The 20,010-nt window shown below is 71.2% G+C and carries 19 protein-coding genes, 5 tRNA genes and 2 pseudogenes; 21 read left to right on the top strand and 5 right to left on the bottom strand.

Going from position 1 to position 20,010, the window contains the following annotated elements; genetic code table 11:
- The first annotated feature begins 109 nt into the window (after nucleotides 1–109).
- The 6 genes from ACFVS6_RS31845 (at nucleotide 110) to ACFVS6_RS31820 (ending at nucleotide 1,418) form a co-directional block, all read left to right on the top strand.
- Complete coding sequence (locus tag ACFVS6_RS31845) at nucleotides 110–838, top strand: HAD family hydrolase (RefSeq protein WP_389709298.1); 729 nt, start codon at nucleotides 110–112, stop codon at nucleotides 836–838.
- An 85-nt stretch (nucleotides 839–923) separates the two neighbouring features.
- Nucleotides 924–995 (top strand) — tRNA-Gln (locus tag ACFVS6_RS31840).
- A 26-nt stretch (nucleotides 996–1,021) separates the two neighbouring features.
- Nucleotides 1,022–1,094 (top strand) — tRNA-Glu (locus ACFVS6_RS31835).
- Nucleotides 1,095–1,158: 64 nt separating this feature from the next.
- Nucleotides 1,159–1,231: transfer RNA gene (locus tag ACFVS6_RS31830), tRNA-Glu, on the top strand.
- 27 nt (nucleotides 1,232–1,258) lie between these two features.
- Nucleotides 1,259–1,330, top strand: a tRNA-Gln gene (locus tag ACFVS6_RS31825).
- Between the two features lie 15 nt (nucleotides 1,331–1,345).
- Nucleotides 1,346–1,418, top strand: a tRNA-Glu gene (locus ACFVS6_RS31820).
- 195 nt (nucleotides 1,419–1,613) lie between these two features.
- Here ACFVS6_RS31820 and ndgR read toward each other — a convergent pair.
- Nucleotides 1,614–2,330, bottom strand: coding sequence for an IclR family transcriptional regulator NdgR (ndgR, locus tag ACFVS6_RS31815; protein WP_007266782.1), 717 nt, complete (start codon nucleotides 2,328–2,330; stop codon nucleotides 1,614–1,616).
- A gap of 184 nt (nucleotides 2,331–2,514) precedes the next feature.
- Between ndgR and leuC the strand changes: the two genes are divergently transcribed.
- From leuC to ACFVS6_RS31795, 4 genes are all read left to right on the top strand, one after another.
- The gene (leuC, locus tag ACFVS6_RS31810; protein WP_389709296.1) at nucleotides 2,515–3,948 is read left to right on the top strand and encodes a 3-isopropylmalate dehydratase large subunit; all 1,434 of its coding nucleotides are present in this window, start codon (nucleotides 2,515–2,517) and stop codon (nucleotides 3,946–3,948) included.
- A gap of 3 nt (nucleotides 3,949–3,951) precedes the next feature.
- Nucleotides 3,952–4,545 carry a 3-isopropylmalate dehydratase small subunit gene (leuD, locus tag ACFVS6_RS31805; protein WP_389709294.1) on the top strand — a complete coding sequence of 198 codons (594 nt, stop codon included), beginning with the start codon at nucleotides 3,952–3,954 and terminating at the stop codon, nucleotides 4,543–4,545.
- A 137-nt stretch (nucleotides 4,546–4,682) separates the two neighbouring features.
- Complete coding sequence (locus ACFVS6_RS31800) at nucleotides 4,683–4,910, top strand: hypothetical protein (protein WP_362875861.1); 228 nt, start codon at nucleotides 4,683–4,685, stop codon at nucleotides 4,908–4,910.
- A gap of 144 nt (nucleotides 4,911–5,054) precedes the next feature.
- Nucleotides 5,055–5,744: an HU family DNA-binding protein gene (locus ACFVS6_RS31795; RefSeq protein ID WP_389709292.1), complete on the top strand. Its 690-nt coding sequence runs from the start codon at nucleotides 5,055–5,057 to the stop codon at nucleotides 5,742–5,744.
- A 313-nt stretch (nucleotides 5,745–6,057) separates the two neighbouring features.
- On the opposite strand, the pseudogene cofC reads toward ACFVS6_RS31795, so the two are convergent.
- Nucleotides 6,058–6,708, bottom strand: a pseudogene (cofC, locus tag ACFVS6_RS31790) (2-phospho-L-lactate guanylyltransferase); the annotation flags it as partial.
- 189 nt (nucleotides 6,709–6,897) lie between these two features.
- Between cofC and ACFVS6_RS31785 the strand changes: the two are divergent.
- The 3 genes from ACFVS6_RS31785 to ACFVS6_RS31775 are packed head-to-tail and all read left to right on the top strand — an operon-like array spanning nucleotide 6,898 to nucleotide 9,854.
- Nucleotides 6,898–7,650 carry a lysophospholipid acyltransferase family protein gene (locus ACFVS6_RS31785; RefSeq protein WP_389709290.1) on the top strand — a complete coding sequence of 251 codons (753 nt, stop codon included), beginning with the start codon at nucleotides 6,898–6,900 and terminating at the stop codon, nucleotides 7,648–7,650.
- A complete protein-coding gene (locus tag ACFVS6_RS31780) occupies nucleotides 7,647–8,657 on the top strand; it encodes an NAD(P)H-dependent glycerol-3-phosphate dehydrogenase (RefSeq protein WP_389709288.1) in 1,011 nt (336 codons plus the stop codon). The genes ACFVS6_RS31785 and ACFVS6_RS31780 overlap by 4 nt, the downstream gene beginning before the upstream one ends.
- A gap of 39 nt (nucleotides 8,658–8,696) precedes the next feature.
- Complete coding sequence (locus tag ACFVS6_RS31775) at nucleotides 8,697–9,854, top strand: D-alanine--D-alanine ligase family protein (protein WP_389709286.1); 1,158 nt, start codon at nucleotides 8,697–8,699, stop codon at nucleotides 9,852–9,854.
- Between the two features lie 140 nt (nucleotides 9,855–9,994).
- On the opposite strand, the gene ACFVS6_RS31770 is transcribed toward ACFVS6_RS31775, so the two are convergent.
- Nucleotides 9,995–10,489 carry a DUF3515 domain-containing protein gene (locus ACFVS6_RS31770; protein WP_389709319.1) on the bottom strand — a complete coding sequence of 165 codons (495 nt, stop codon included), beginning with the start codon at nucleotides 10,487–10,489 and terminating at the stop codon, nucleotides 9,995–9,997.
- A gap of 23 nt (nucleotides 10,490–10,512) precedes the next feature.
- Nucleotides 10,513–10,746: an Lrp/AsnC ligand binding domain-containing protein gene (locus tag ACFVS6_RS31765; RefSeq protein ID WP_281206340.1), complete on the bottom strand. Its 234-nt coding sequence runs from the start codon at nucleotides 10,744–10,746 to the stop codon at nucleotides 10,513–10,515.
- Nucleotides 10,747–11,018: 272 nt separating this feature from the next.
- Between ACFVS6_RS31765 and ACFVS6_RS31760 the strand changes: the two genes are divergently transcribed.
- Complete coding sequence (locus ACFVS6_RS31760) at nucleotides 11,019–12,002, top strand: thiamine-phosphate kinase (protein WP_281206339.1); 984 nt, start codon at nucleotides 11,019–11,021, stop codon at nucleotides 12,000–12,002.
- The gene (gene thiD / locus ACFVS6_RS31755; protein ID WP_389709284.1) at nucleotides 11,999–12,805 is read left to right on the top strand and encodes a bifunctional hydroxymethylpyrimidine kinase/phosphomethylpyrimidine kinase; all 807 of its coding nucleotides are present in this window, start codon (nucleotides 11,999–12,001) and stop codon (nucleotides 12,803–12,805) included. The genes ACFVS6_RS31760 and thiD overlap by 4 nt, the downstream gene beginning before the upstream one ends.
- A gap of 165 nt (nucleotides 12,806–12,970) precedes the next feature.
- Here the strand turns inward: thiD and rpmB are convergent, their stop codons facing one another.
- Entirely contained in the window at nucleotides 12,971–13,156 is a 186-nt protein-coding gene (gene rpmB, locus ACFVS6_RS31750) for a 50S ribosomal protein L28 (protein ID WP_073911113.1), read from the bottom strand.
- Between the two features lie 242 nt (nucleotides 13,157–13,398).
- Between rpmB and ACFVS6_RS31745 the strand changes: the two genes are divergently transcribed.
- The 6 genes and pseudogenes from ACFVS6_RS31745 to ACFVS6_RS31720 form a co-directional block, all read left to right on the top strand.
- Nucleotides 13,399–15,087: a DAK2 domain-containing protein gene (locus tag ACFVS6_RS31745; RefSeq protein ID WP_389709282.1), complete on the top strand. Its 1,689-nt coding sequence runs from the start codon at nucleotides 13,399–13,401 to the stop codon at nucleotides 15,085–15,087.
- A 26-nt stretch (nucleotides 15,088–15,113) separates the two neighbouring features.
- The gene (gene recG / locus ACFVS6_RS31740; RefSeq protein ID WP_389709280.1) at nucleotides 15,114–17,315 is read left to right on the top strand and encodes an ATP-dependent DNA helicase RecG; all 2,202 of its coding nucleotides are present in this window, start codon (nucleotides 15,114–15,116) and stop codon (nucleotides 17,313–17,315) included.
- 84 nt (nucleotides 17,316–17,399) lie between these two features.
- Nucleotides 17,400–17,978, top strand: a complete 579-nt coding sequence (rsmD, locus tag ACFVS6_RS31735) for a 16S rRNA (guanine(966)-N(2))-methyltransferase RsmD (protein WP_389709278.1) — start codon at nucleotides 17,400–17,402, stop codon at nucleotides 17,976–17,978.
- 29 nt (nucleotides 17,979–18,007) lie between these two features.
- Entirely contained in the window at nucleotides 18,008–18,487 is a 480-nt protein-coding gene (coaD, locus tag ACFVS6_RS31730; protein ID WP_389709317.1) for a pantetheine-phosphate adenylyltransferase, read from the top strand.
- A gap of 124 nt (nucleotides 18,488–18,611) precedes the next feature.
- Nucleotides 18,612–19,655: an ATP synthase F0 subunit B gene (locus ACFVS6_RS31725; protein WP_389709276.1), complete on the top strand. Its 1,044-nt coding sequence runs from the start codon at nucleotides 18,612–18,614 to the stop codon at nucleotides 19,653–19,655.
- A 143-nt stretch (nucleotides 19,656–19,798) separates the two neighbouring features.
- Nucleotides 19,799–20,010 (top strand): annotated as a pseudogene (locus ACFVS6_RS31720) (DUF177 domain-containing protein); the annotation flags it as partial.

The following is a 20,010-nucleotide window of genomic DNA, read 5'->3' as shown; positions in this document are numbered from 1 at the left end:
GGCGGCGGCCGACCCCGGCCGCCGCCCCCATGGCGTTCCGCCGCCCCCACTGCGACCGGGTTCCGCGGCACCGCCCCGCGGGCGCCCGCCCCGGCGTAGGCTCGGCCGCATGCCGATCCGCGCCGTGCTGTGGGACATCGACGACACCCTCTTCGACTACACGGGTGCCGACACCGCCGGATTCGGACAACACCTCGTCGAAGAGGGCCTGGGGGAGCGCTACGGGTCCCCGACGGAGGCCATCGCCCTGTGGCGGCGCCTCACCGAACGCCACTGGGCCCGCTTCGCCGCCGGCGAGGTCACCTTCCCGGGCCAGCGCCAGGACCGCGTCCGGGACTTCCTCGGGGAGCCCGCGCTGACCACCGCGCAGGCCGACGCCTGGTTCGACCGCTACGTGCGCCACTACCAGGCCGCCTGGACCCTCTTCCCCGACGTCGTGCCCGCACTGGACGCCCTGGCGGGCGCCTACCGGCACGGCGTCCTCACCAACTCCTCCGTCGCCAACCAGGACCCCAAGCTGCGCCGACTCGGACTGCGGGACCGCTTCGAGGTGCTGGTCTGCGCCGCCGAGCTCGGCGTCAGCAAGCCCGAGGCGGCCGCCTTCCTCAGCGCCTGCGAGGCCCTCGGCCTGCCGCCCGGGGAGGTGGCGTACGTCGGCGACCAGCCCGAGATCGACGCCCGGGGCGCCCGCGACGCGGGCCTCACCGCGGTCTGGCTGGATCGCGACGGCGAACGGGGGCCGGCGCCCGACGGCGTTCACCACATCACGGGCCTCGACCTCCTGCCGGGGGTGCTGGCCGGGGATACCCGTTTTGGAGCACGGTCAGGCATCCGGTAATGTTCTTTCTGCGCCGCCCGAGCGGGCCGAAAGGCCGGAGGGAAGCGCTAACCGAACGAAAGCCCTCCAGGGGCTTGAGTTTTGGTGGGCTATAGTGTAATTGGCAACACGAGGGTTTCTGGTTCCCTTATTCTAGGTTCGAGTCCTGGTAGCCCAGCGCAGTACAGAAGTAACGCAGTGCTTGCCCCCGTTGTGTAGCGGCCTAGCACGCCGCCCTCTCAAGGCGGTAGCGCCGGTTCGAATCCGGTCGGGGGTACAGATCCTTCCCGCAAGATCTTCATTTGGGTAGCTCCCGGACGTCTTGATGCAGGATCGCTAGGGCCCCCGTTGTGTAGCGGCCTAGCACGCCGCCCTCTCAAGGCGGTAGCGCCGGTTCGAATCCGGTCGGGGGTACTACGTCTAGCAAGGTCTAGACCACTATGGGCTATAGTGTAATTGGCAACACGAGGGTTTCTGGTTCCCTTATTCTAGGTTCGAGTCCTGGTAGCCCAGCGCAACACCAAACAGGCCCCCGTTGTGTAGCGGCCTAGCACGCCGCCCTCTCAAGGCGGTAGCGCCGGTTCGAATCCGGTCGGGGGTACGCATGGAAGAGGCCCTCCGCGATCATCGCGGAGGGCCTCTTCGCTGTTCCCGGGGTCGCGCGGACCCGTGAGCCGTGACCGCGTGGGGCGGCGGACAAGAGCGGGCCCGGAGGCGCGAGTTCGGACGTGTGCGGCGTCGTACGCGCCCCCGGGCCCGGGGGGATGGGTGAGGGAGGTCCCTCGGACCGGGGTGATCAGCCGGAGCGGCGCAGGGCCTCCGTCAGTCGGGCGGCCGCGTCGATGACGGCCTGGGCGTGCATGCGCCCCGGGTGGCGGGTCAGGCGCTCGATCGGTCCGGAGACCGACACGGAGGCCACCACGCGGTTCGACGGCCCGCGCACGGGCGCGGAGACGGAGGCCACGCCGGGCTCCCGCTCGCCGATCGACTGGGCCCAGCCGCGGCGCCGTACGCCCGACAGGGCCGTGGCCGTGAAGCGCGCGCCCTGGAGGCCGCGGTGGAGCCGCTCGGGCTCCTCCCACGCCATCAGGATCTGCGCGGCCGAGCCCGCCTTCATGGGCAGGGTGGAGCCCACCGGGACGGTGTCCCGCAGGCCCGAGAGCCGTTCCGCCGCTGCCACGCAGATGCGCATGTCGCCCTGACGACGGTAGAGCTGTGCGCTCTCGCCCGTCACGTCACGGAGGTGCGTGAGCACCGGTCCGGCCGTGGCCAGCAGACGGTCCTCGCCGGCCGCGGCGGCAAGTTCTGCCAGCCGCGGACCGAGGATGAACCGGCCCTGCATGTCCCTCGCCACCATTCGGTGGTGTTCCAGTGCCACGGCAAGGCGATGTGCCGTGGGTCGTGCGAGCCCTGTCGCCGCGACCAGCCCGGCGAGGGTGGCCGGACCGGACTCCAGTGCGCTCAGTACCAGAGCTGCCTTGTCGAGAACGCCGACGCCGCTAGAGTTGTCCATGAAACGATATTCACGTCTCACACTGTGAAACGCAAGTTCAATTTTTCCAAGAACAAGCGAGTCTGTATGTGCGGGTCCACGAACCACTGGGTCCGAGCCGTCGATCCGCGCGGGGGGTGCGGGCGATCAGGCGCACCAGGTCTCTATGAAGCGCCGGCACAACCGGCCGGCCGGAGGGAAAGCGATGGGTAGGACACTCGCGGAGAAGGTCTGGGACGATCACGTCGTCCGGCGCGCCGAGGGCGAGCCCGACCTTCTCTTCATCGATCTGCACCTGCTGCACGAGGTGACCAGCCCGCAGGCCTTCGAGGGTCTGCGCCAGGCCGGCCGCAAGGTACGACGCCTCGACCTCACCATCGCGACCGAGGACCACAACACCCCCACCATCGACATCGACAAGCCGATCGCGGACCCGGTCTCCCGCGCCCAGCTGGAGACGCTGCGCAAGAACTGCGCCGAGTTCGGCGTGCGCCTGCACTCCCTGGGCGACGTCGAGCAGGGCGTCGTCCACGTCGTGGGCCCCCAGCTCGGACTGACCCAGCCGGGCACCACCGTCGTCTGCGGCGACTCGCACACCTCCACGCACGGCGCGTTCGGCGCGCTGGCCTTCGGCATCGGCACCAGCCAGGTCGAGCACGTGCTGGCCACCCAGACGCTGCCGCTGGCCCGTCCGAAGACGATGGCGATCACCGTCACCGGCGCGCTGGCCGACGGCGTCACCGCCAAGGACCTGATCCTGGCGATCATCGCCAGGATCGGCACGGGCGGCGGCCAGGGCTACATCCTGGAGTACCGCGGCGAGGCCATCGAGAACCTGTCGATGGAAGCCCGCATGACCATCTGCAACATGTCGATCGAGGCCGGCGCCCGCGCGGGCATGATCGCCCCCGACCGGACCACGTTCGACTACCTCCAGGGCCGCGACCACGCCCCCGAGGGCGCGGACTGGGACGCGGCCGTCGAGTACTGGCGGACGCTGCGCACCGACGACGACGCGGTCTTCGACGCCGAGGTCGTCATCGACGGCACGACGCTGGCCCCGTTCGTCACCTGGGGCACCAACCCGGGTCAGGGCGCGCCCCTGTCGGCGAACGTCCCCGACCCGGCTTCGTACGAGGACGCTTCGGAGCGGCACGCCGCCGAAAAGGCCCTGGAATACATGGGATTGACCGCCGGCCAGCCGCTGCGGGACATCAAGGTCGACACCGTCTTCGTAGGTTCCTGCACCAACGGCCGCATCGAGGACCTGCGTGCCGTCGCCGGGATCGTCGAGGGCCGCAAAGTCGCCGACGGCGTACGGATGCTGGTCGTCCCGGGCTCGGTGCGCGTCGCGCTCCAGGCCGTGGAGGAGGGGCTGGACAAGGTCTTCAAGGAGGCCGGCGCCGAATGGCGGCACGCGGGCTGCTCGATGTGTCTGGGCATGAACCCCGACCAGTTGGCCCCCGGTGAGCGCTCCGCGTCCACCTCCAACCGCAACTTCGAGGGCCGGCAGGGCAAGGGCGGACGCACCCACCTGGTCTCCCCGCAGGTGGCCGCCGCCACCGCGGTACTGGGCCACCTGGCTTCACCCGCCGACCTGTCCGCCAACTCGGCCAACCCCGCCCCCTCGGGAGTCTGAACCATGGAAGCCTTCACCACCCACACCGGCCGGGCCGTCCCGCTGCGGCGCAGCAACGTCGACACCGACCAGATCATCCCGGCCCACTGGCTGAAGAAGATCACCCGCGACGGCTTCGAGGACGGGCTCTTCGAGGCCTGGCGCAAGGACCCGGAGTTCGTCACCAACCGTCCGGAGCGCGCCGGCGCGACCGTGCTGATCGCGGGCCCCGACTTCGGTACGGGCTCCTCGCGCGAGCACGCCGTCTGGGCACTGCAGAACTTCGGCTTCAAGACGGTCATCTCCTCCCGCTTCGCCGACATCTTCCGCGGCAACTCGCTGAAGAACGGTCTGCTGACCGTCGTTCTGCCGCAGGAGACCGTCGATCGGCTGTGGGAGCTGACCGAGGCCGACCCCACGGCCGAGGTGACCGTCGACCTGGTGGACCGCAAGGTCCGAGCGACCGGCGTCGAGGCGGAGTTCGAACTCGACGACAACGCCCGCTGGCGTCTCCTGGAGGGGCTGGACGACATCTCGCTCACCCTTCAGAACGAAGGGGACATCGCCACCTACGAAAGCACCCGTCCGGCGTTCAAGCCGCGCACGATTCGGGCGTGATTCCAGCCTGATCAGCGCTTATTCACCCTCGGGTGATCACATCGACAACACTGTGCCCCTCGCCTTCCGGCGGGGGGCACAGCTGTATGTTGAGGCCCCGTGAGGCGACAACTCGCCCCAGATGGCACAATCTGTGCATGGAACGCGACAGTCAACTGGAGCTCTGGGAACTCGTCGCCGACCGACTGAAAGAAGCACACACAAGGGTGCGCACACTGCAAGTCCCGGAGGGCGTAAGGATGGCGCTGTCCCGGAAGCTGTTGGTCGCCACTGCCGCGGCGAAGCACGATCTCGCCGACGCGGCAAGGCGCCTGGACAGGTTGATGAAGGACCTCGACGAGGGTCGATTCCCTGAAGGCGACTGATGCGAAGGAACTCCGTAACGGTCTGCATCGTTGCGGCACTAGGGTGATTAGCCCGTTTCGTGTTTGATTTGCGGTATATATCCGCCTAACGTGCGAAATAAGCTTGAACACATTCGTTCTGGCGAAGTCTCCGAAGGGGAAGACGTGAACAAGGCGCAGCTCGTAGAAGCGATTGCCGACAAGGTTGGAGGCCGCCAGCAGGCCGCCGACGCTGTCGACGCGGTACTCGACGCGATCGTCCGCGCAGTCGTCGCGGGCGACCGGGTCTCGGTCACGGGCTTCGGCTCGTTCGAGAAGGTCGACCGGCCCGCCCGCTACGCCCGTAACCCGCAGACGGGTGAGCGCGTCCGGGTCAAGAAGACCTCTGTTCCCCGCTTCCGCGCGGGCCAGGGCTTCAAGGACCTGGTCAGCGGCACCAAGAAGCTGCCCAAGGGCGGCGAGGTGTCCGTGAAGAAGGCGCCCAAGGGCAGCCTGAGCGGCGGAGCCTCGGCGACCGTCAAGAAGGCCGTGGCCAAGAAGGCCACCACCGCGAAGAAGGCCGCGGCGAAGACCGCGGTCGCGAAGAAGACCACGGCCACGGCGGCCAAGAAGACGACCGCCACCGCCAAGAAGGCAACCGCCACGGCGAAGAAGGCCACGCCCACGGCGAAGAAGGCCACGGCGACCGCGAAGAAGGCGGCCGTGAAGTCCACGACGGCGGCGGCGAAGAAGACCACCGCCAAGAAGACCGCCCCCGCGGCCAAGAAGGCCACCGCGAAGACCACGGCGCCCGCCACCAAGAAGGCGACCGCCCGCAAGACCACCGCGAAGAAGACCACCGCTCGCAAGAAGTAGGGCACGAGTCACACACGCCGGGCCGGTTTCCCTCATCTGGGGAAGCCGGCCCGCGGTGCTTTCCCCGCAGGTCGGACGGGGTGGGGCGGCAGCGGTGGCGGTGGCGTCAGAAGGTCTGCAGGGTGATCAGCGTGATGTGCAGGGCGGCGCCCTCGCCGTCCGTCTCGATCCGCACCCGCTGCCCGGGGCGCAGCAGCCGCAGACCGCCCGCGTCGAAGGCCGGGGCCCCGAAGGGCACCGGGGTGCCGTCGTCCAGCAGCACGCTGCCGCTGCGGGTCTGGGAGTCGTACGTGTACGCGGTCGCCTGCATACGCGCACTGTATCGGGCCGTGTGACGGCCCACACCGAGGGTGAGGGCCGTGCGCAGATCGGCGGCGGTGTCCACGTCCCGGCGCACGCTCTCGACGCCCAGCAGGGCTATTTCCACCGCTCCCGACGCCGAATGCCGGGCCCGGGACGGCCCCCCGAACGAGGGTGCCAATTCCACGTCCGGAGCAGCGGAAAGCAGAGTCGTCCCGATTCCCGCCGCATCGGCCAGGAATGCCCGGGGAAATGTCGATGCGTTATCGAGCACGCGTAGCAATTCCGGTGGCCGCAAAGCGGGCAGATCGGCGTTCAACACGGCCACCCGGGCCCCGGGCCGTCCCCTGCGGACCGCCCCCGCACCGTGCGCGAGGGCCGCGTTGAGCCCGGCGCGCGGAGAGTCGGGGAGGATCCTCGCCCCCAACCTGGCCAGTTCCGCACCTGCCAGGGAGTCGTCCGTGACGACCACCACATCCGCCACCGCAGCGCAGGCCAGGGCCCCCGCGACGGTGTCCTGCGCGAACGCCAGCGCCAGCCCCGGACGGGACGCGCCGACGGCCGCCGCGAGCCGGCTCTTGGCCAGCGCCAAGGGTTTGAGCGGAACCACCAGACTCCACACGGCGTTCGTGGCGGACCCCTTCCCTCCGGTGCACTTCCGCACCCGCCAGGGCCATCAATAGGTCATGGCCTGGTCATCAGTCGGCCCATTGTCGCCCCGGACCGGCCACTGGGGGGCCCGGTGGTGCGGGCGGGGCGTACGGTGTCCTCGACAGAGACCGGACCTGGGGCGAGACTTGTCCGGCCGATGAGGTGCCCAAGCCGCGCACCGGTCCTAGAGGAAGGTGTCCGAGTGTCCCGCCGCAGAATCGGCTTCTGGTACCGCCTGGCAGCGGTCATCGCGAAACCGCCGCTGGTAGTGCTCTTCAAGCGGGACTGGCGGGGAATGGAGCACATTCCGGCCGACGGAGGATTTATCACCGCCGTCAATCACAACTCGTATCTGGACCCGCTGTCCTACGCGCACTTCCAGTACAACACCGGCCGGGTGCCCCGATTGCTCGCGAAGGCCGGACTCTTCAAGGTGCCTTTCGTCGGCATGATCCTCCGCGGATCGGGCCAGATCCCCGTCTACCGGGAGACCACGAACGCCCTGGACGCATTCCGGGCCGCCGTGGACGCCATCGAACGCGGTGAATGCGTCGCCTTTTACCCGGAAGGCACCCTGACCCGGGATCCCGAGATGTGGCCGATGGCCGGCAAGACCGGCGCCGCCAGGGTGGCGCTGATCACCAAGGCGCCCGTCATTCCGGTGGCCCAATGGGGCGCGAACCTCGCGATGCCGCCCTATGCCAAGGAGAACAAGCTCAGCCTGTTCCCCCGCAAGACCCTCCAGGTCCTCGCCGGACCGCCCGTGGACCTCTCGGCCTTCCTGGACCGGGAACCCACGCCGGACGTCCTCAAGGGCGCCACCGAGGCCATCATGGCCGACATCACCAAGCTCCTGGAGGAGCTGCGCGGCGAGAACGCCCCCGCGCAGCCCTACGACCACCGCAAGGCCAGGGCGCAGCAGCGGCGCAACGCCGCGGGGGAGGGCAACAAGTGACACGTCCCGTGAAGGTGGCCGTCTTCGGAACCGGCTCGTGGGGAACGGCCTTCGGCATGGTGCTCGCCGACGCCGGCTGCGAGGTGACCCTGTGGGGCCGTCGGCAGGAACTCGCCGACGCCATCAACAACGGTCGGACCAACCCCGACTACTTCCCCGACGTGGAACTGCCCGCGAACATGCGGGCCACCACCGACGCGGCCGAGGCCGCGAGCGGCGCCGACTTCGCGGTCCTGGCGATCCCCTCGCAGACCCTGCGCGGCAACCTCGCGGCGTGGGCACCGCTGCTGCCCGCCGACGCCGTCCTCGTCTCCCTGATGAAGGGCATCGAACTCGGCACCGCCAAGCGGATGAGCGAGGTCATCGAAGAGGTGGCCAAGGTCCCCTCCGAGCGGGTCGCCGTCGTCACCGGCCCCAACCTGGCCCGCGAGATCGTCGCCCGGCAGCCCGCCGCCTCGGTCGTCGCCTGTGTGGACGAGGCCGTGGCCCAGCGCCTCCAGGCCGCTTGCCACACCCCGTACTTCCGCCCGTACACGAGCACCGACGTCATCGGCTGCGAGCTCGGCGGCGCCGTCAAGAACGTCATCGGCCTCGCCGTCGGCATCGCGGACGGCATGGGCCTGGGCGACAACACCAAGGGCTCGCTCATCACCCGCGGACTCGCCGAAGCCACCCGGCTGGGCCTGGCCATGGGCGCCGACCCGCTGACCTTCTCCGGTCTCGCCGGCCTCGGCGACCTCGTCGCGACCTGCTCCTCGCCGCTCTCCCGGAACCACACCTTCGGCACCAACCTGGGCCGCGGGATGACCCTGGAGGAGACCATCGCGGTCACCAAGCAGACCGCCGAGGGGGTCAAGTCCTGCCAGTCCGTGGCGGATCTGGCCAACCGGTACGGAGTGGACATGCCGATCACGGACACCGTGGTCGACATCGTCCACCACGGCAAGCCCACGCTGGTCGCACTGAAGGAACTCATGGGACGCAGCGCCAAACCGGAACGGCGCTGACTCCTTTCCGGACGTTCGAGCGGGTACCCTCGTGGCGATATGAGCAGCGAGAACCTCCCCCAGACCCCTGAGCAGCAGGGCCGCAAGCCCCGCGTGGCCGTCGTGTTCGGCGGCCGCAGCTCGGAACACGCCATCTCGGTCGTCACGGCAGGCGCCGTGCTGCGTTCCATCGACCGTTCCAAGTACGAGGTGCTGCCCATCGGCATCACCACGGACGGCCGGTGGGCGTTGACCGCCGACGAGCCCGAGCGCATGGCCATCGCGGACCGCGAGCTGCCGAGCGTGGAGACGCTCGCCGACTCCGCCGACGGCACCGTGGTGCTCTCCGTCGACCCCGCCAGCCGCGAGGTCGTCTACACCGAGCCGGGCGCCGTTCCCAAGGCCCTGGGCGAGGTCGACGTCGTCTTCCCCGTCCTGCACGGCCCGTACGGCGAGGACGGCACCCTGCAGGGCCTCCTGGAGCTCTCCGGGATCCCGTACGTCGGCTCGGGCGTCCTCGCCTCGGCCGTCGGCCAGGACAAGGACTACATGAAGCGGGTCTTCACGTCCTTCGGACTGAAGGTCGGCCCGTACCTGACCATCCGCCCCCGTGAGTGGGAGGCCGACCAGGACGCCGCCCGGGCGAAGGTCCTGGACTTCGCCGCCGAGCACGGTTGGCCGCTGTTCGTGAAGCCCGCCCGCGCGGGCTCCTCCATCGGCATCACCAAGGTCGACGACGCCGCCGGACTCGACGCCGCGGTCCGCGAGGCCCGCCGGCACGACCCGAAGATCATCGTGGAGGCGCTGCTGCGCGGCCGCGAGATCGAGTGCGGGGTCCTGGAGTTCGAGGACGGCCCGCGCGCGAGCGCGCCCGCCGAGATCCCGCCGGTCTCCAGCCACGACTTCTACGACTTCGAGGCGAAGTACATCGACTCCGCCTCCGGGATCGTGCCCGCCCCGCTCACCCCGGAGCAGACCGCCGAGGTGCAGCGGCTCGCGATCGAGGCGTTCGACGCCGCATCCTGCGAGGGCCTGGTGCGCGCCGACTTCTTCCTCACCGAGGACGGCGAGTTCGTCATCAACGAGATCAACACGATGCCCGGCTTCACGCCGATCTCCATGTACCCGCGCATGTGGCAGGAGTCCGGCATCGAGTACCAGGAGCTGGTGGACCTGCTCATCCAGGCGGCACTGCGCCGCTCCACCGGGCTGCGCTAGCAGGCGGCCCGGGTCCCGGACAGCCGACCGCCCGCCGCCGCGCTCATCGAGCGCGGCCGGCGGGCGGCGGTGTGCGGGAGGACGAATCCGGCCGGGCGGCGGGACGGATCCCGGCGGGGACGGATCCGGTGGGGACGGATTCAGTAGGACGAGATGCCGACGGGCACGGACTCGGCAACGGCGCCGGACAGACCGACCAGCATCCCGGCATCCGTGGCATGCTCCTTGTCGACCAGGACCTCGGTGTAGGCCAGCCGCGACCCGGTGGTGAACCGGAAGCCGCCGTCGTCCGTCTTCTCCAGCAGCCAGCCGACGCCGTTCACCTCGACGCCCTCCTGTTTCGGATCGGCCATCTTGGGGGGCTTGGGGATACCGCACCGCAGTACGATCGCCGAGCCGCCCCACGCGGCCGTCAGATCCGAGCGCGGTTCGGTGGTGGTCCGCGCCAGCCCGGCCACCTCTTCGGGGAGCTTCTCGTGCAGCGTCGCACAGAGCCCCGCGACGTCGGTGGGCGGAGCGGGCGGCGGATCCACCCTGACCCGGGAATCCCCCGGGGCACAGCCCGCGAGGGCCAGCAGGGCCGCCGCGGCGGCGGGCAGGGCCAGCAGACGGAGCGGCCGGCGGTGCAGTGACATCACCGGCCCAGAGTAGACGGGGGCTACAGATGGACCACCGGGCAGGTCAAGGTGCGGGTGATGCCCTCCACCTGCTGGACCTTGGCCACCACCATGCGGCCGAGATCGTCGACGGTGTCGGCCTGGGCGCGCACGATCACGTCGTAGGGGCCCGTCACGTCCTCGGCCTGGATCACCCCCGCGATCTGGCTGATGGACTCGGCGACGAACGACGCCTTGCCCACCTCGGTCTGGATGAGGATGTACGCCTGTACCACGGAACCTCCAGGACGGCCACGAGGATCATTTCCCCTAACCTTCGGATGGGCCCGGGGACAGCGGGCGGGCCCGGGGACGAAGGGACGCCACGGTACCGCGTCGCCGCGTGCCGCGGGGAGACCCTTCCTGTACGTGCCGTGGGGAGATCCGATGGACCCGGCGCCACGCACGGCGGGGCGTACGGAGAGCTGAAGTTGACGTATCTGTTGACGGTACCCAGAGCTGTGACGGCTCGCGACCGCAAGCGGACTTGCCAAGAAGGGGCACAGCGATGAAGGGCACTGTGGGCGAGCTGGGGGAGTTCGGGCTCATTCGGGAGCTCACCTCACGGCTCACCACCACCCCGGCGGTCCGGCTCGGACCGGGCGACGACGCCGCGGTGGTGTCGGCACCCGACCGCCGGGTCGTGGCGAGCACGGACATCCTGCTGGAGGGCCGGCACTTCCGGCGCGACTGGTCCACGGCCTACGACGTCGGCCGCAAGGCCGCCGCGCAGAACCTGGCAGACATCGCCGCCATGGGCGCGGTACCGACCGCGCTCCTGCTCGGCCTGGTCGTCCCGGCGGAACTGCCCGTCACCTGGCCCACCGAGCTGATGGACGGCATCCGCGACGAGTGCCAGGTCGCGGGCGCGGCCGTGGTCGGCGGCGACGTCGTACGCGGCGACACCATCACCGTCGCCATCACGGCCCTCGGCGACCTGCGCAACCACGAGCCCGTGCTGCGCTCCGGCGCCCGGCCCGGCGACGTCGTGGCCGTGACGGGTTGGCTCGGCTGGTCCGCGGCCGGGTTCGCCGTGCTCTCGCGCGGCTTCCGCTCCCCGCGGGCCTTCGTCGAGGCCCACCGCAGGCCCGAACCGCCGTACCACGCGGGACCGGCGGCCGCCGGACTCGGCGCCACCGCCATGACCGACGTCAGCGACGGACTGATCGCCGACCTCGGGCACATCGCCGAGGCCAGCAAGGTGCGCATCGACGTGCGGTCGGGGGCCGTGGACATCCCCACCCAGATGCACGACATCGGCCAGGCCGTCGGCGTGGACCCGCTCCAGTGGGTGCTCACCGGGGGAGAGGACCACGCCATCGTGGCCACGTTCCCGCCCGACGTGAAGCTGCCGGCCCGCTGGAAGGTCATCGGCGAGGTCCAGAACCGCTCCGCACTGCCCCAGGTGACCGTGGACGGCGCCCCCTGGACCAGCACCGGCGGCTGGGACCACTTCGGTGCCGACCCGGCCGCCGAGGAGAACCTCCGATGAACGGCGTCGCCCCGCCGCTGTGCCTGACCGTCGCCGGATCCGACTCCGGCGGCGGCGCCGGCATCCAGGCCGACCTCAAGGCGATGCTCGCGCTCGGCGTGCACGGCATGAGCGTGCTCACCGCCGTGACCGCCCAGAACTCCCTCGGCGTGCACGGGGCCTGGGAGCTGCCGCCCGAGGCCGTCACGGCCCAGTACCGGGCCGTCGTCGACGACATCGGGGTGGGGGCGGTCAAGACCGGGATGCTGGCCTCCGCCGTACTCGTCGAGACCGTCGCGGAGCTGCTGGCCGGTACGGACGCCCCTGCGGTCGTGGACCCCGTGGGCGTCTCCAAGCACGGGGACGCCCTGCTCGCCGCCTCCGCGCTGGACGCCGTCCGCCAGGAACTGCTGCCGCGCGCCACGGTCGCGACGCCGAACCTGGACGAGGTCGCCCAGCTCACCGGCATCGTCGTCGAGGACGAGGACGGCATGCGTCGGGCCGCCGACGCGATCCTCGGGTACGGGGCGCGGTGGGCGCTCATCAAGGGCGGCCACCTCGTGGCGCACGGCGGCGAGGCCGTCGACCTGCTCACCGACGGAACAGGGGAACACTGGCTCAGGGCGCCCCGCCACGACAACCGGCACACGCACGGCACGGGCTGCACGCTCGCCGCCGCCGTCGCTGCCGGACTGGCCGGGGGCCTGACCGTCCCCGACGCCGTCACGGCGGCCAAGGCCTACGTCACCGGCGCCATAGCCGCCGGCTTCGCCCTCGGCGGCGGCATCGGCCCCGTCGACCACGCCTGGCAGTGGCGGAGCTAGGCGGGCCTGGGCGGACCTGGGAAGAGACCCGGCCCTCCCGGTTCCCGGCCCCCCGGGGTCGGGAACCGTCCCGGGCCGGTTCCGGGCAAGGCAAAAGGCCGGTTCACCTGGGTGAACCGGCCTTTCTGGCAACCGTAAAGGGCTGCGCGACGACGACGGAGGCCGTCAGCGCGAGACCTTGCCGGCCTTGATGCACGAGGTGCAGGCGTTGAGGCGCTTCGGCGTCCCATTGACCACGGCACGAACGCGCTGGATGTTCGGGTTCCAGCGACGCGAGGTGCGGCGGTGCGAGTGGGAGATGCTGTTGCCGAAGCTCGGCCCCTTGGCGCAAACGTCGCAGTTGGCAGCCACAGGTCACTCCAAAGACTTCAGATGCAATTACAGTGAAATCCGGCGCACCGGAATCAGAGATCTGAAGTGGCTTGCCGGACGAATGGCCCGACTCTCGACGGGCAACCTGAGCAGCATACAACGACTGCTTCGGTCCAAGAAAACTACCATGTGAGCCACCGGCCACGCCCCGGGGTCCCCGGCCGGCGGCCACCCTTCGTTACCCTGCGGTGAACCCTGGCCCGCACAAGGAGGAACGCCCGGTGGCGAACGAGCCCGGCCCGCACACCCTCGACGCCGAAGCGGTGCGCACCTGGAGCTCGCTGGCCCTGGCCGCACTGGGCCGGGCCCGCGAGGACATCGACGCGATCAACGTCTACCCCGTCGCCGACGCGGACACCGGCACCAACCTCTACCTGACCGCCGAGGCGGCCGACCGCGCGCTCACCGAAGCCTTCGAGAAGGCCGGTGCCGACGTGACCGAAGGCACAGCCGGCACCGCCTCCCTGTCCGAGGCCGTACGGGCCTACGCGCACGGCGCCCTCATAGGCGCCCGCGGCAACTCCGGCACGATCCTCGCCCAGCTGCTGCGCGGCGTGGCCGACGTCCTGGGCGCCGAGGACACCGAGCCCGGCGACGGCGCGTCCCCCGACCGCGACCGCGCCTGCGGGCCGCTGCTGGCACGGGCCCTGACCCGGGCCGCGGAGGAGGCGTACCAGGCCGTCGCGCACCCCGTCGAGGGCACCATGCTCACCGTCGCGGGCGCGGCCGCGCGCGCCGGGGCGACCGTGGGGGCCGCCGCGGCCACCGCCGCCGACGTCGCGCGGGCGGCGTACGACGGAGCCCGCGCCGCCCTCGCCGAAACCCCGGGGCAGCTCGCCGCGCTCAGCCGGGCCGGGGTCGTGGACGCCGGCGGGTGCGGGCTGGTCGCCGTACTCGGAGCCCTCTGGCAGGCGCTGTCCGGCGAGGCGCCCGCCGAGGAGCCGGTGCGCGGCCGGGCCGTCCCCGTACCGTCGACGCCGCAGCCCTGCGCCGAGGAACAGGGCGGCCCCGGCTACGAGGTGATCTACCTCCTGGAAGCATCCGAGGAGGCCGTCGGCGAGCTGCGCGAGCGCCTCGACGGACTCGGCGACTCCCTCGTGGTGGTCGGCGGCGACGGCCTGTGGAACGTCCACGTGCACGTCGACGATCCCGGCGCCGCCGTGGAGGCCGGCGTCGTCGCCGGCCGGCCGTACCGGATCCGCATCACGCACTTCGGCGACGAACGCCGCCGCGCCAAGGCCCCGCGCGCCCAGCGGGCCGTGGTCGCCGTGGTCCCGGGCGAGGGGCTGGCCGCGCTGTGCGGGGAGGCCGGCGCGACCACCGTGCTGGCCCGCCCCGGCGAGCCGCCCGCCGTCACCGAACTCGTCGACGCCGTCTCCCGGGCGCACGCCCGCGAGGTCATCCTGTTGGCCGGCTCCGTCGAACTGCGCGCCGCCGCCGGCGCCGCCGCCGAGAGGGCCCGCGCCGACGGGGTCCGGGTGGCGGTGATCCCCACCCGGTCCGCCGTCCAGGGCCTGGCCGCGCTCGCCGTCCACGACCCCGACGCCAGCTTCGACGAGGACGTCGTCGCCATGACGGCCGCCGCCGGCGCCACCCGGTACGCGGAACTCGCCGTCGCCGAGGCCCGGTCCTTCACCTCCGCCGGCATCTGCCAGGCCGGTGACGTGCTCGGACTCATCGACGGGGACGTCGCCGTCATCGGCTCGGGCCTGCCCGAGACGGCCGAGGCGGTGCTGGAACGGATGCTCGGCTCCGGCGGCGAACTCGTCACCCTCGTCCTGGGACCCGAGGTCCCCGACACCCTGGCCGCGCACTTGGAGGCGTACGTCCAGCACGGACACCTGGCCGTCGACACCGTCACCTACCGGGGCGGACGCTGGTCGGCGCCCCTCCTCATCGGGGTGGAATAACGGGCTTGTCGGCGCCATGGTGTGCAATGGAACACGTGCCCGCGCTCGACGAAGACCTCAAGAAGACCCTCGGCCCCGCCACCGCCAAGGTGCTGGCCGAGCAGCTCGGCCTGCACACGGCCCTGGACCTCCTGCACCACTACCCCCGGCGGTACGCCGAGCGCGGGGAGCTCACCTCCCTCGCCGAACTCGCCGACCAGATCGACGAGCACGTCACCGTCGTCGCCCAGGTCGCCGACGCCCGCCTGCTGACCTACCAGGGCAGCCGCGGCGGCGGGAAGCGCCTGGAGGTGACCATCACCGACGGCAGCGGCCGCCTCCAACTGGTCTTCTTCGGCGCGGGCGTCCACAAACCGCACAAGGACCTGCTGCCCGGCAGCCGCGCCATGTTCGCGGGCAAGGTCTCGAGGTTCAACAACAAGCTCCAGCTGGCCCACCCCGCGTACGAACCCCTCGGCGCGGACGCCTCCGACCGGGACGCCGCCACCGCCTTCGCGGGCCGGCTCATCCCGATCTACCCGGCCTGCGCCAAGATGGAGTCCTGGAAGATCACCAAGTGCGTCGACGCCGTACTGCCCGGCGTCACCGAGGTCGTGGACCCGCTCCCGCCCGCACTGCGCGAGGGCCGCGGCCTGGTCCCGCTCACCGAGGCCCTCCTCAAGATCCACCGACCCACCACCAAGGCGGACGTCGAGGACGCCCGCCAACGCCTCAAGTGGGACGAGGCCTTCGTCCTCCAGGTGGCCCTGGCCCGCCGCCGGCACGACGACTCCCAACTCCCGGCCGTCCCGCGCCGAGCCGCCCCCGGCGGCCTCCTCGACTCCTTCGACGCCAAACTGCCCTTCACCCTCACCGAAGGCCAGCAGAACGTCTCGAAGGAGATCTTCGACGACCTCGCCACCAGCCACCCCATGCACCGGCTCCTCCAGGGCGAGGTCGGCTCCGGCAAGACGATGGTCGCCCTGCGGGCCATGCTCGCCGTCGTCGACTCCGGCGGGCAGGCCGCGATGCTCGCGCCGACCGAGGTGCTCGCCCAACAGCACCACCGGTCCATCACCGAGATGATGGGCGAACTCGCCGAGGGCGGCATGCTCGGCGGCTCCGACCGGGGCACCAAGGTGGTGCTGCTCACCGGGTCGATGGGCATGCCCGCCCGCCGCCAGGCCCTGCTCGACCTGGTCACCGGCGAGGCCGGCATCGTCATCGGCACCCACGCCCTCATCGAGGACAAGGTCCGCTTCCACGACCTCGGCCTGGTCGTGGTCGACGAGCAGCACCGCTTCGGCGTCGAACAGCGCGACGCCCTGCGCTCGAAGGGCAAGCAGCCCCCGCACCTGCTCGTCATGACGGCCACCCCGATCCCGCGCACCGTGGCCATGACCGTCTTCGGCGACCTGGAGACCTCCGTACTGGACCAGCTGCCCGCCGGACGATCCCCGATCGCCACGCACGTGGTGCCCGCCAAGGACAAGCCGCACTTCCTCGCCCGCGCCTGGGAGCGGGTCCGCGAGGAAGTCGAGAACGGCCACCAGGCGTACGTGGTCTGCCCCCGGATCGGCGACGGCGAGGACGAGCCCAAGAAGAAGAAGGCGGCCGAGGAGGACGGCGACAAGCGCCCCCCGCTCGCCGTCCTGGAGATCGCCGAACAGCTCGTCAAGGGACCCCTGTCCGGGCTGTCCGTCGAGGTGTTGCACGGCCGGATGGACCCCGCCGACAAGGACGACGTGATGCGCCGCTTCGCCGCCGGCGAGGTCAAGGTGCTGGTCGCGACCACCGTCATCGAGGTCGGGGTGAACGTCCCCAACTCCACCGTCATGGTGATCATGGACGCGGACCGGTTCGGCGTCTCCCAACTCCACCAGCTGCGCGGCCGCGTCGGTCGCGGCTCCGCCCCCGGCCTGTGCCTGCTGGTCAGCGAGATGCACGAGGCCAGTCCCGCCCGGGCCCGGCTCGGCGCGGTCGCCGCCACCCTCGACGGGTTCGAACTGTCCCGGATCGACCTGGAACAGCGCCGCGAGGGCGACGTCCTCGGCCAGGCCCAGTCGGGCGTGCGCTCCTCGCTGCGCATGCTCGCCGTCATCGAGGACGAGGAGGTCATCGCCCAGGCCCGGGAGGAGGCCACCCGCGTCGTCGCGGCCGACCCGGACCTGGAAGGACTGCCGGGGCTGCGGACCGCGCTCGACGCCCTGCTGGACACCGAGCGCGAGCAGTACCTGGAGAAGGGCTGAGCGGTGCCTTCCGGGCGGCACGACCTATCGTGGGGTTCAGGACCGAAACCGCCCCACCCGCCCACCCCAGCGAAGGAACCCCAGATGACCCGCGTGATCGCCGGCACCGCCGGCGGGCGGCGGCTGACCGTGCCGCCCGGCACCGGCACCCGCCCCACCTCCGACCGGATGCGCGAGGGGCTCTTCTCCACCTGGGAGTCGCTGCACGGCCTGGAGGGCGCCCGGGTCCTCGACCTCTACGGAGGCTCCGGCGCCGTGGGCCTGGAGGCCCTCTCCCGGGGCGCGGCCCACTCCCTGCTGGTGGAGGCCGACGCCAAGGCCTCCCAGGCCATCCGGCAGAACATCACGACCCTGGGGCTGCCCGGCGCCGAGTTCCGGCCGGGCAAGGCGGAGCAGATCGTCGCCGCGACCGCGCAGGGCGACCCGTACGACATCGTCTTCCTGGACCCCCCGTACGCCGTCGAGCACGGCGATCTTGCCGAGATCCTCCTCACACTCCGGTCCAATGGCTGGCTCACGGACGATGCGCTCGTCACCGTGGAGCGCAGCACGAGGAGCGGTGCGTTCCCGTGGCCCGAGGGGTTCGAGGCGCTGCGCTCGCGCAAGTACGGCGAGGGCACGCTTTGGTACGGTCGCGCCGCCTTCACCAGCGAAGATTCATGATGCCCGCACGGGAGAGCGAGGGACTTCAGTTGCGCCGCGCCGTCTGTCCGGGGTCGTTCGACCCCATCACCAACGGACACCTCGACATCATTGGCCGGGCCTCCCGGCTCTACGACGTGGTCCACGTCGCCGTGATGATCAACCAGTCCAAGCAGGGCCTCTTCACCGTCGAGGAACGGATCGAACTGATCCGTGAGGCGACCGCCGACTACGGGAACATCGAGGTCGAGTCCTTCCACGGACTGCTCGTCGACTTCTGCAAGCAGCGGGACATCCCGGCCATCGTCAAGGGCCTGCGCGCCGTCAGCGACTTCGACTACGAGCTCCAGATGGCCCAGATGAACATGGGCCTCTCGGGAGTCGAAACGCTGTTCGTGCCGACCAACCCGACCTACAGCTTCCTGTCGTCCTCCCTGGTCAAGGAGGTCGCGGCCTGGGGCGGTGACGTCGCCCACCTGCTTCCCGCGCACGTGCACGCGGCGCTGATCGGGCGACTCGGCTCCAAGTGACCCGGCGGCGGTCGGACCGGGGTTCCCCGGTCCGCGCCGCACGCGGGCCCGGTGGCCCTACAGTCGTCTCCTCAGCCGTCCCGTCCGTCCCGGCACCGGCCCGGGGCAGAGAGTGCGAGCCCCCATGGACGTACAGAAGAAGCTGGACGAGATCGTCGCGGCCGTCGGCGCCGCCCGGTCCATGCCCATGTCGGCCTCCTGCGTGCTCAACCGCGCGGAGCTCCTCGCCCAACTCGACGAGGTGCGCCAGGACCTGCCCGGCTCGCTCGCGCAGGCACGGGAACTCCTCGGGGGCCGGGAGCAGATGGTCGAGGAGGCCCGACGGGAGGCGGAGCGGATCATCGGGTCCGCGCACGCCCAACGGGGCGCGCTGATCGCCGACACCGAGGTGGCCCGCCGCTCGCAGGCCGAGGCGGACCGGATCCTGGCGGACGCCCGCCGGGAGGCCGAGGAGATCCGGGCCGAGGCCGACCACTACGTCGACAGCAAGCTGGCGAACTTCGAGGTCGTCCTCGGCAAGACCATCGGCGCGGTGGACCGGGGCCGCGAGAAGCTCCTGGGCCGGGTGCCGGACGGGCAGGGCCACGGCCACCCCGACGACGCGGACGTCCCCGAGCGCAGCCTCGACCCGCGGACGCAGCGCGAGCAGGCGGACGCGTACGTCGACACGAAGCTGGCGACCTTCGAGGCGGTGCTCGCCAAGACCCTGGAGGCCGTCGGCCGGGGCCGCCAGAAGCTCCTGGGCCGGACGCAAACGGACGACCTCGGCGCCCACATGGCCGCCCAGGACGCGGCGGCGGACCGGGCGGGACGGCCGTCGAGCGACGCGGACTTCCTGGCGGGCCTGGCCGAACCCGCTCCGACGCACGTCCCGATCCCCGCACAGGCGCCGCCGCTGCCGCAGCCCGCGTACGAGGCCTACTACCCGCAGCCGGTGGCCGCGCAGCAGGACGCCTACGGCTACCAGGACCCTTACGCCGGGCAGGCGTACGGCACGCAGCAGCAGGCCGCGTACGTCGATCCGTACGGCGGCGGGCAGCACCCCGATCCCTACGCGGCGTACCAGCAGCAGCCCCAGCAGCCCCAGCCGGCGCTGGACGAGACCAGCTTCTTCGACACGGGCATGATCAACCTGGATCAGCTGCGCCAGTACGAACAGGGGCGCTAGCCCGGATTGGGCGCAGGGCGCGTCGCCGGGTATCCTGGCACTTCGGTCGCGCGTATGCACCGCGATCCATGCTGCCCGTAAGCGGTTCTTCGCTTGTGCGGCAGGTACTTGATCTTCAACGATCCGTGAAAGCAGGAACGGCCCTGAATACCCGCCTTGACCACCGCGACCCCCTCGTGTTCGACACGCACGAACTGGGTCGGCGTCCGGGTGCCATGCAGCGGCTGTCCCGTGAGATCGCGACCCCGGCGGACTTCGGTCTCGCCGGTGTCATCGGAGTGCCGGAAGGCACCCCGCTGAAGCTCAACCTCCGCTTGGAGTCGGTCATGGAAGGGGTGCTTGTCACAGGCACCGT

It is taken from the genome of Streptomyces sp. NPDC057939 (assembly GCF_042887545.1).
Taxonomy (GTDB): Bacteria; Actinomycetota; Actinomycetes; order Streptomycetales; family Streptomycetaceae; genus Streptomyces.
The sequence above is the reverse complement of the archived record's forward strand: the minus strand, read 5'-3'. Positions and strand labels throughout refer to the sequence as shown.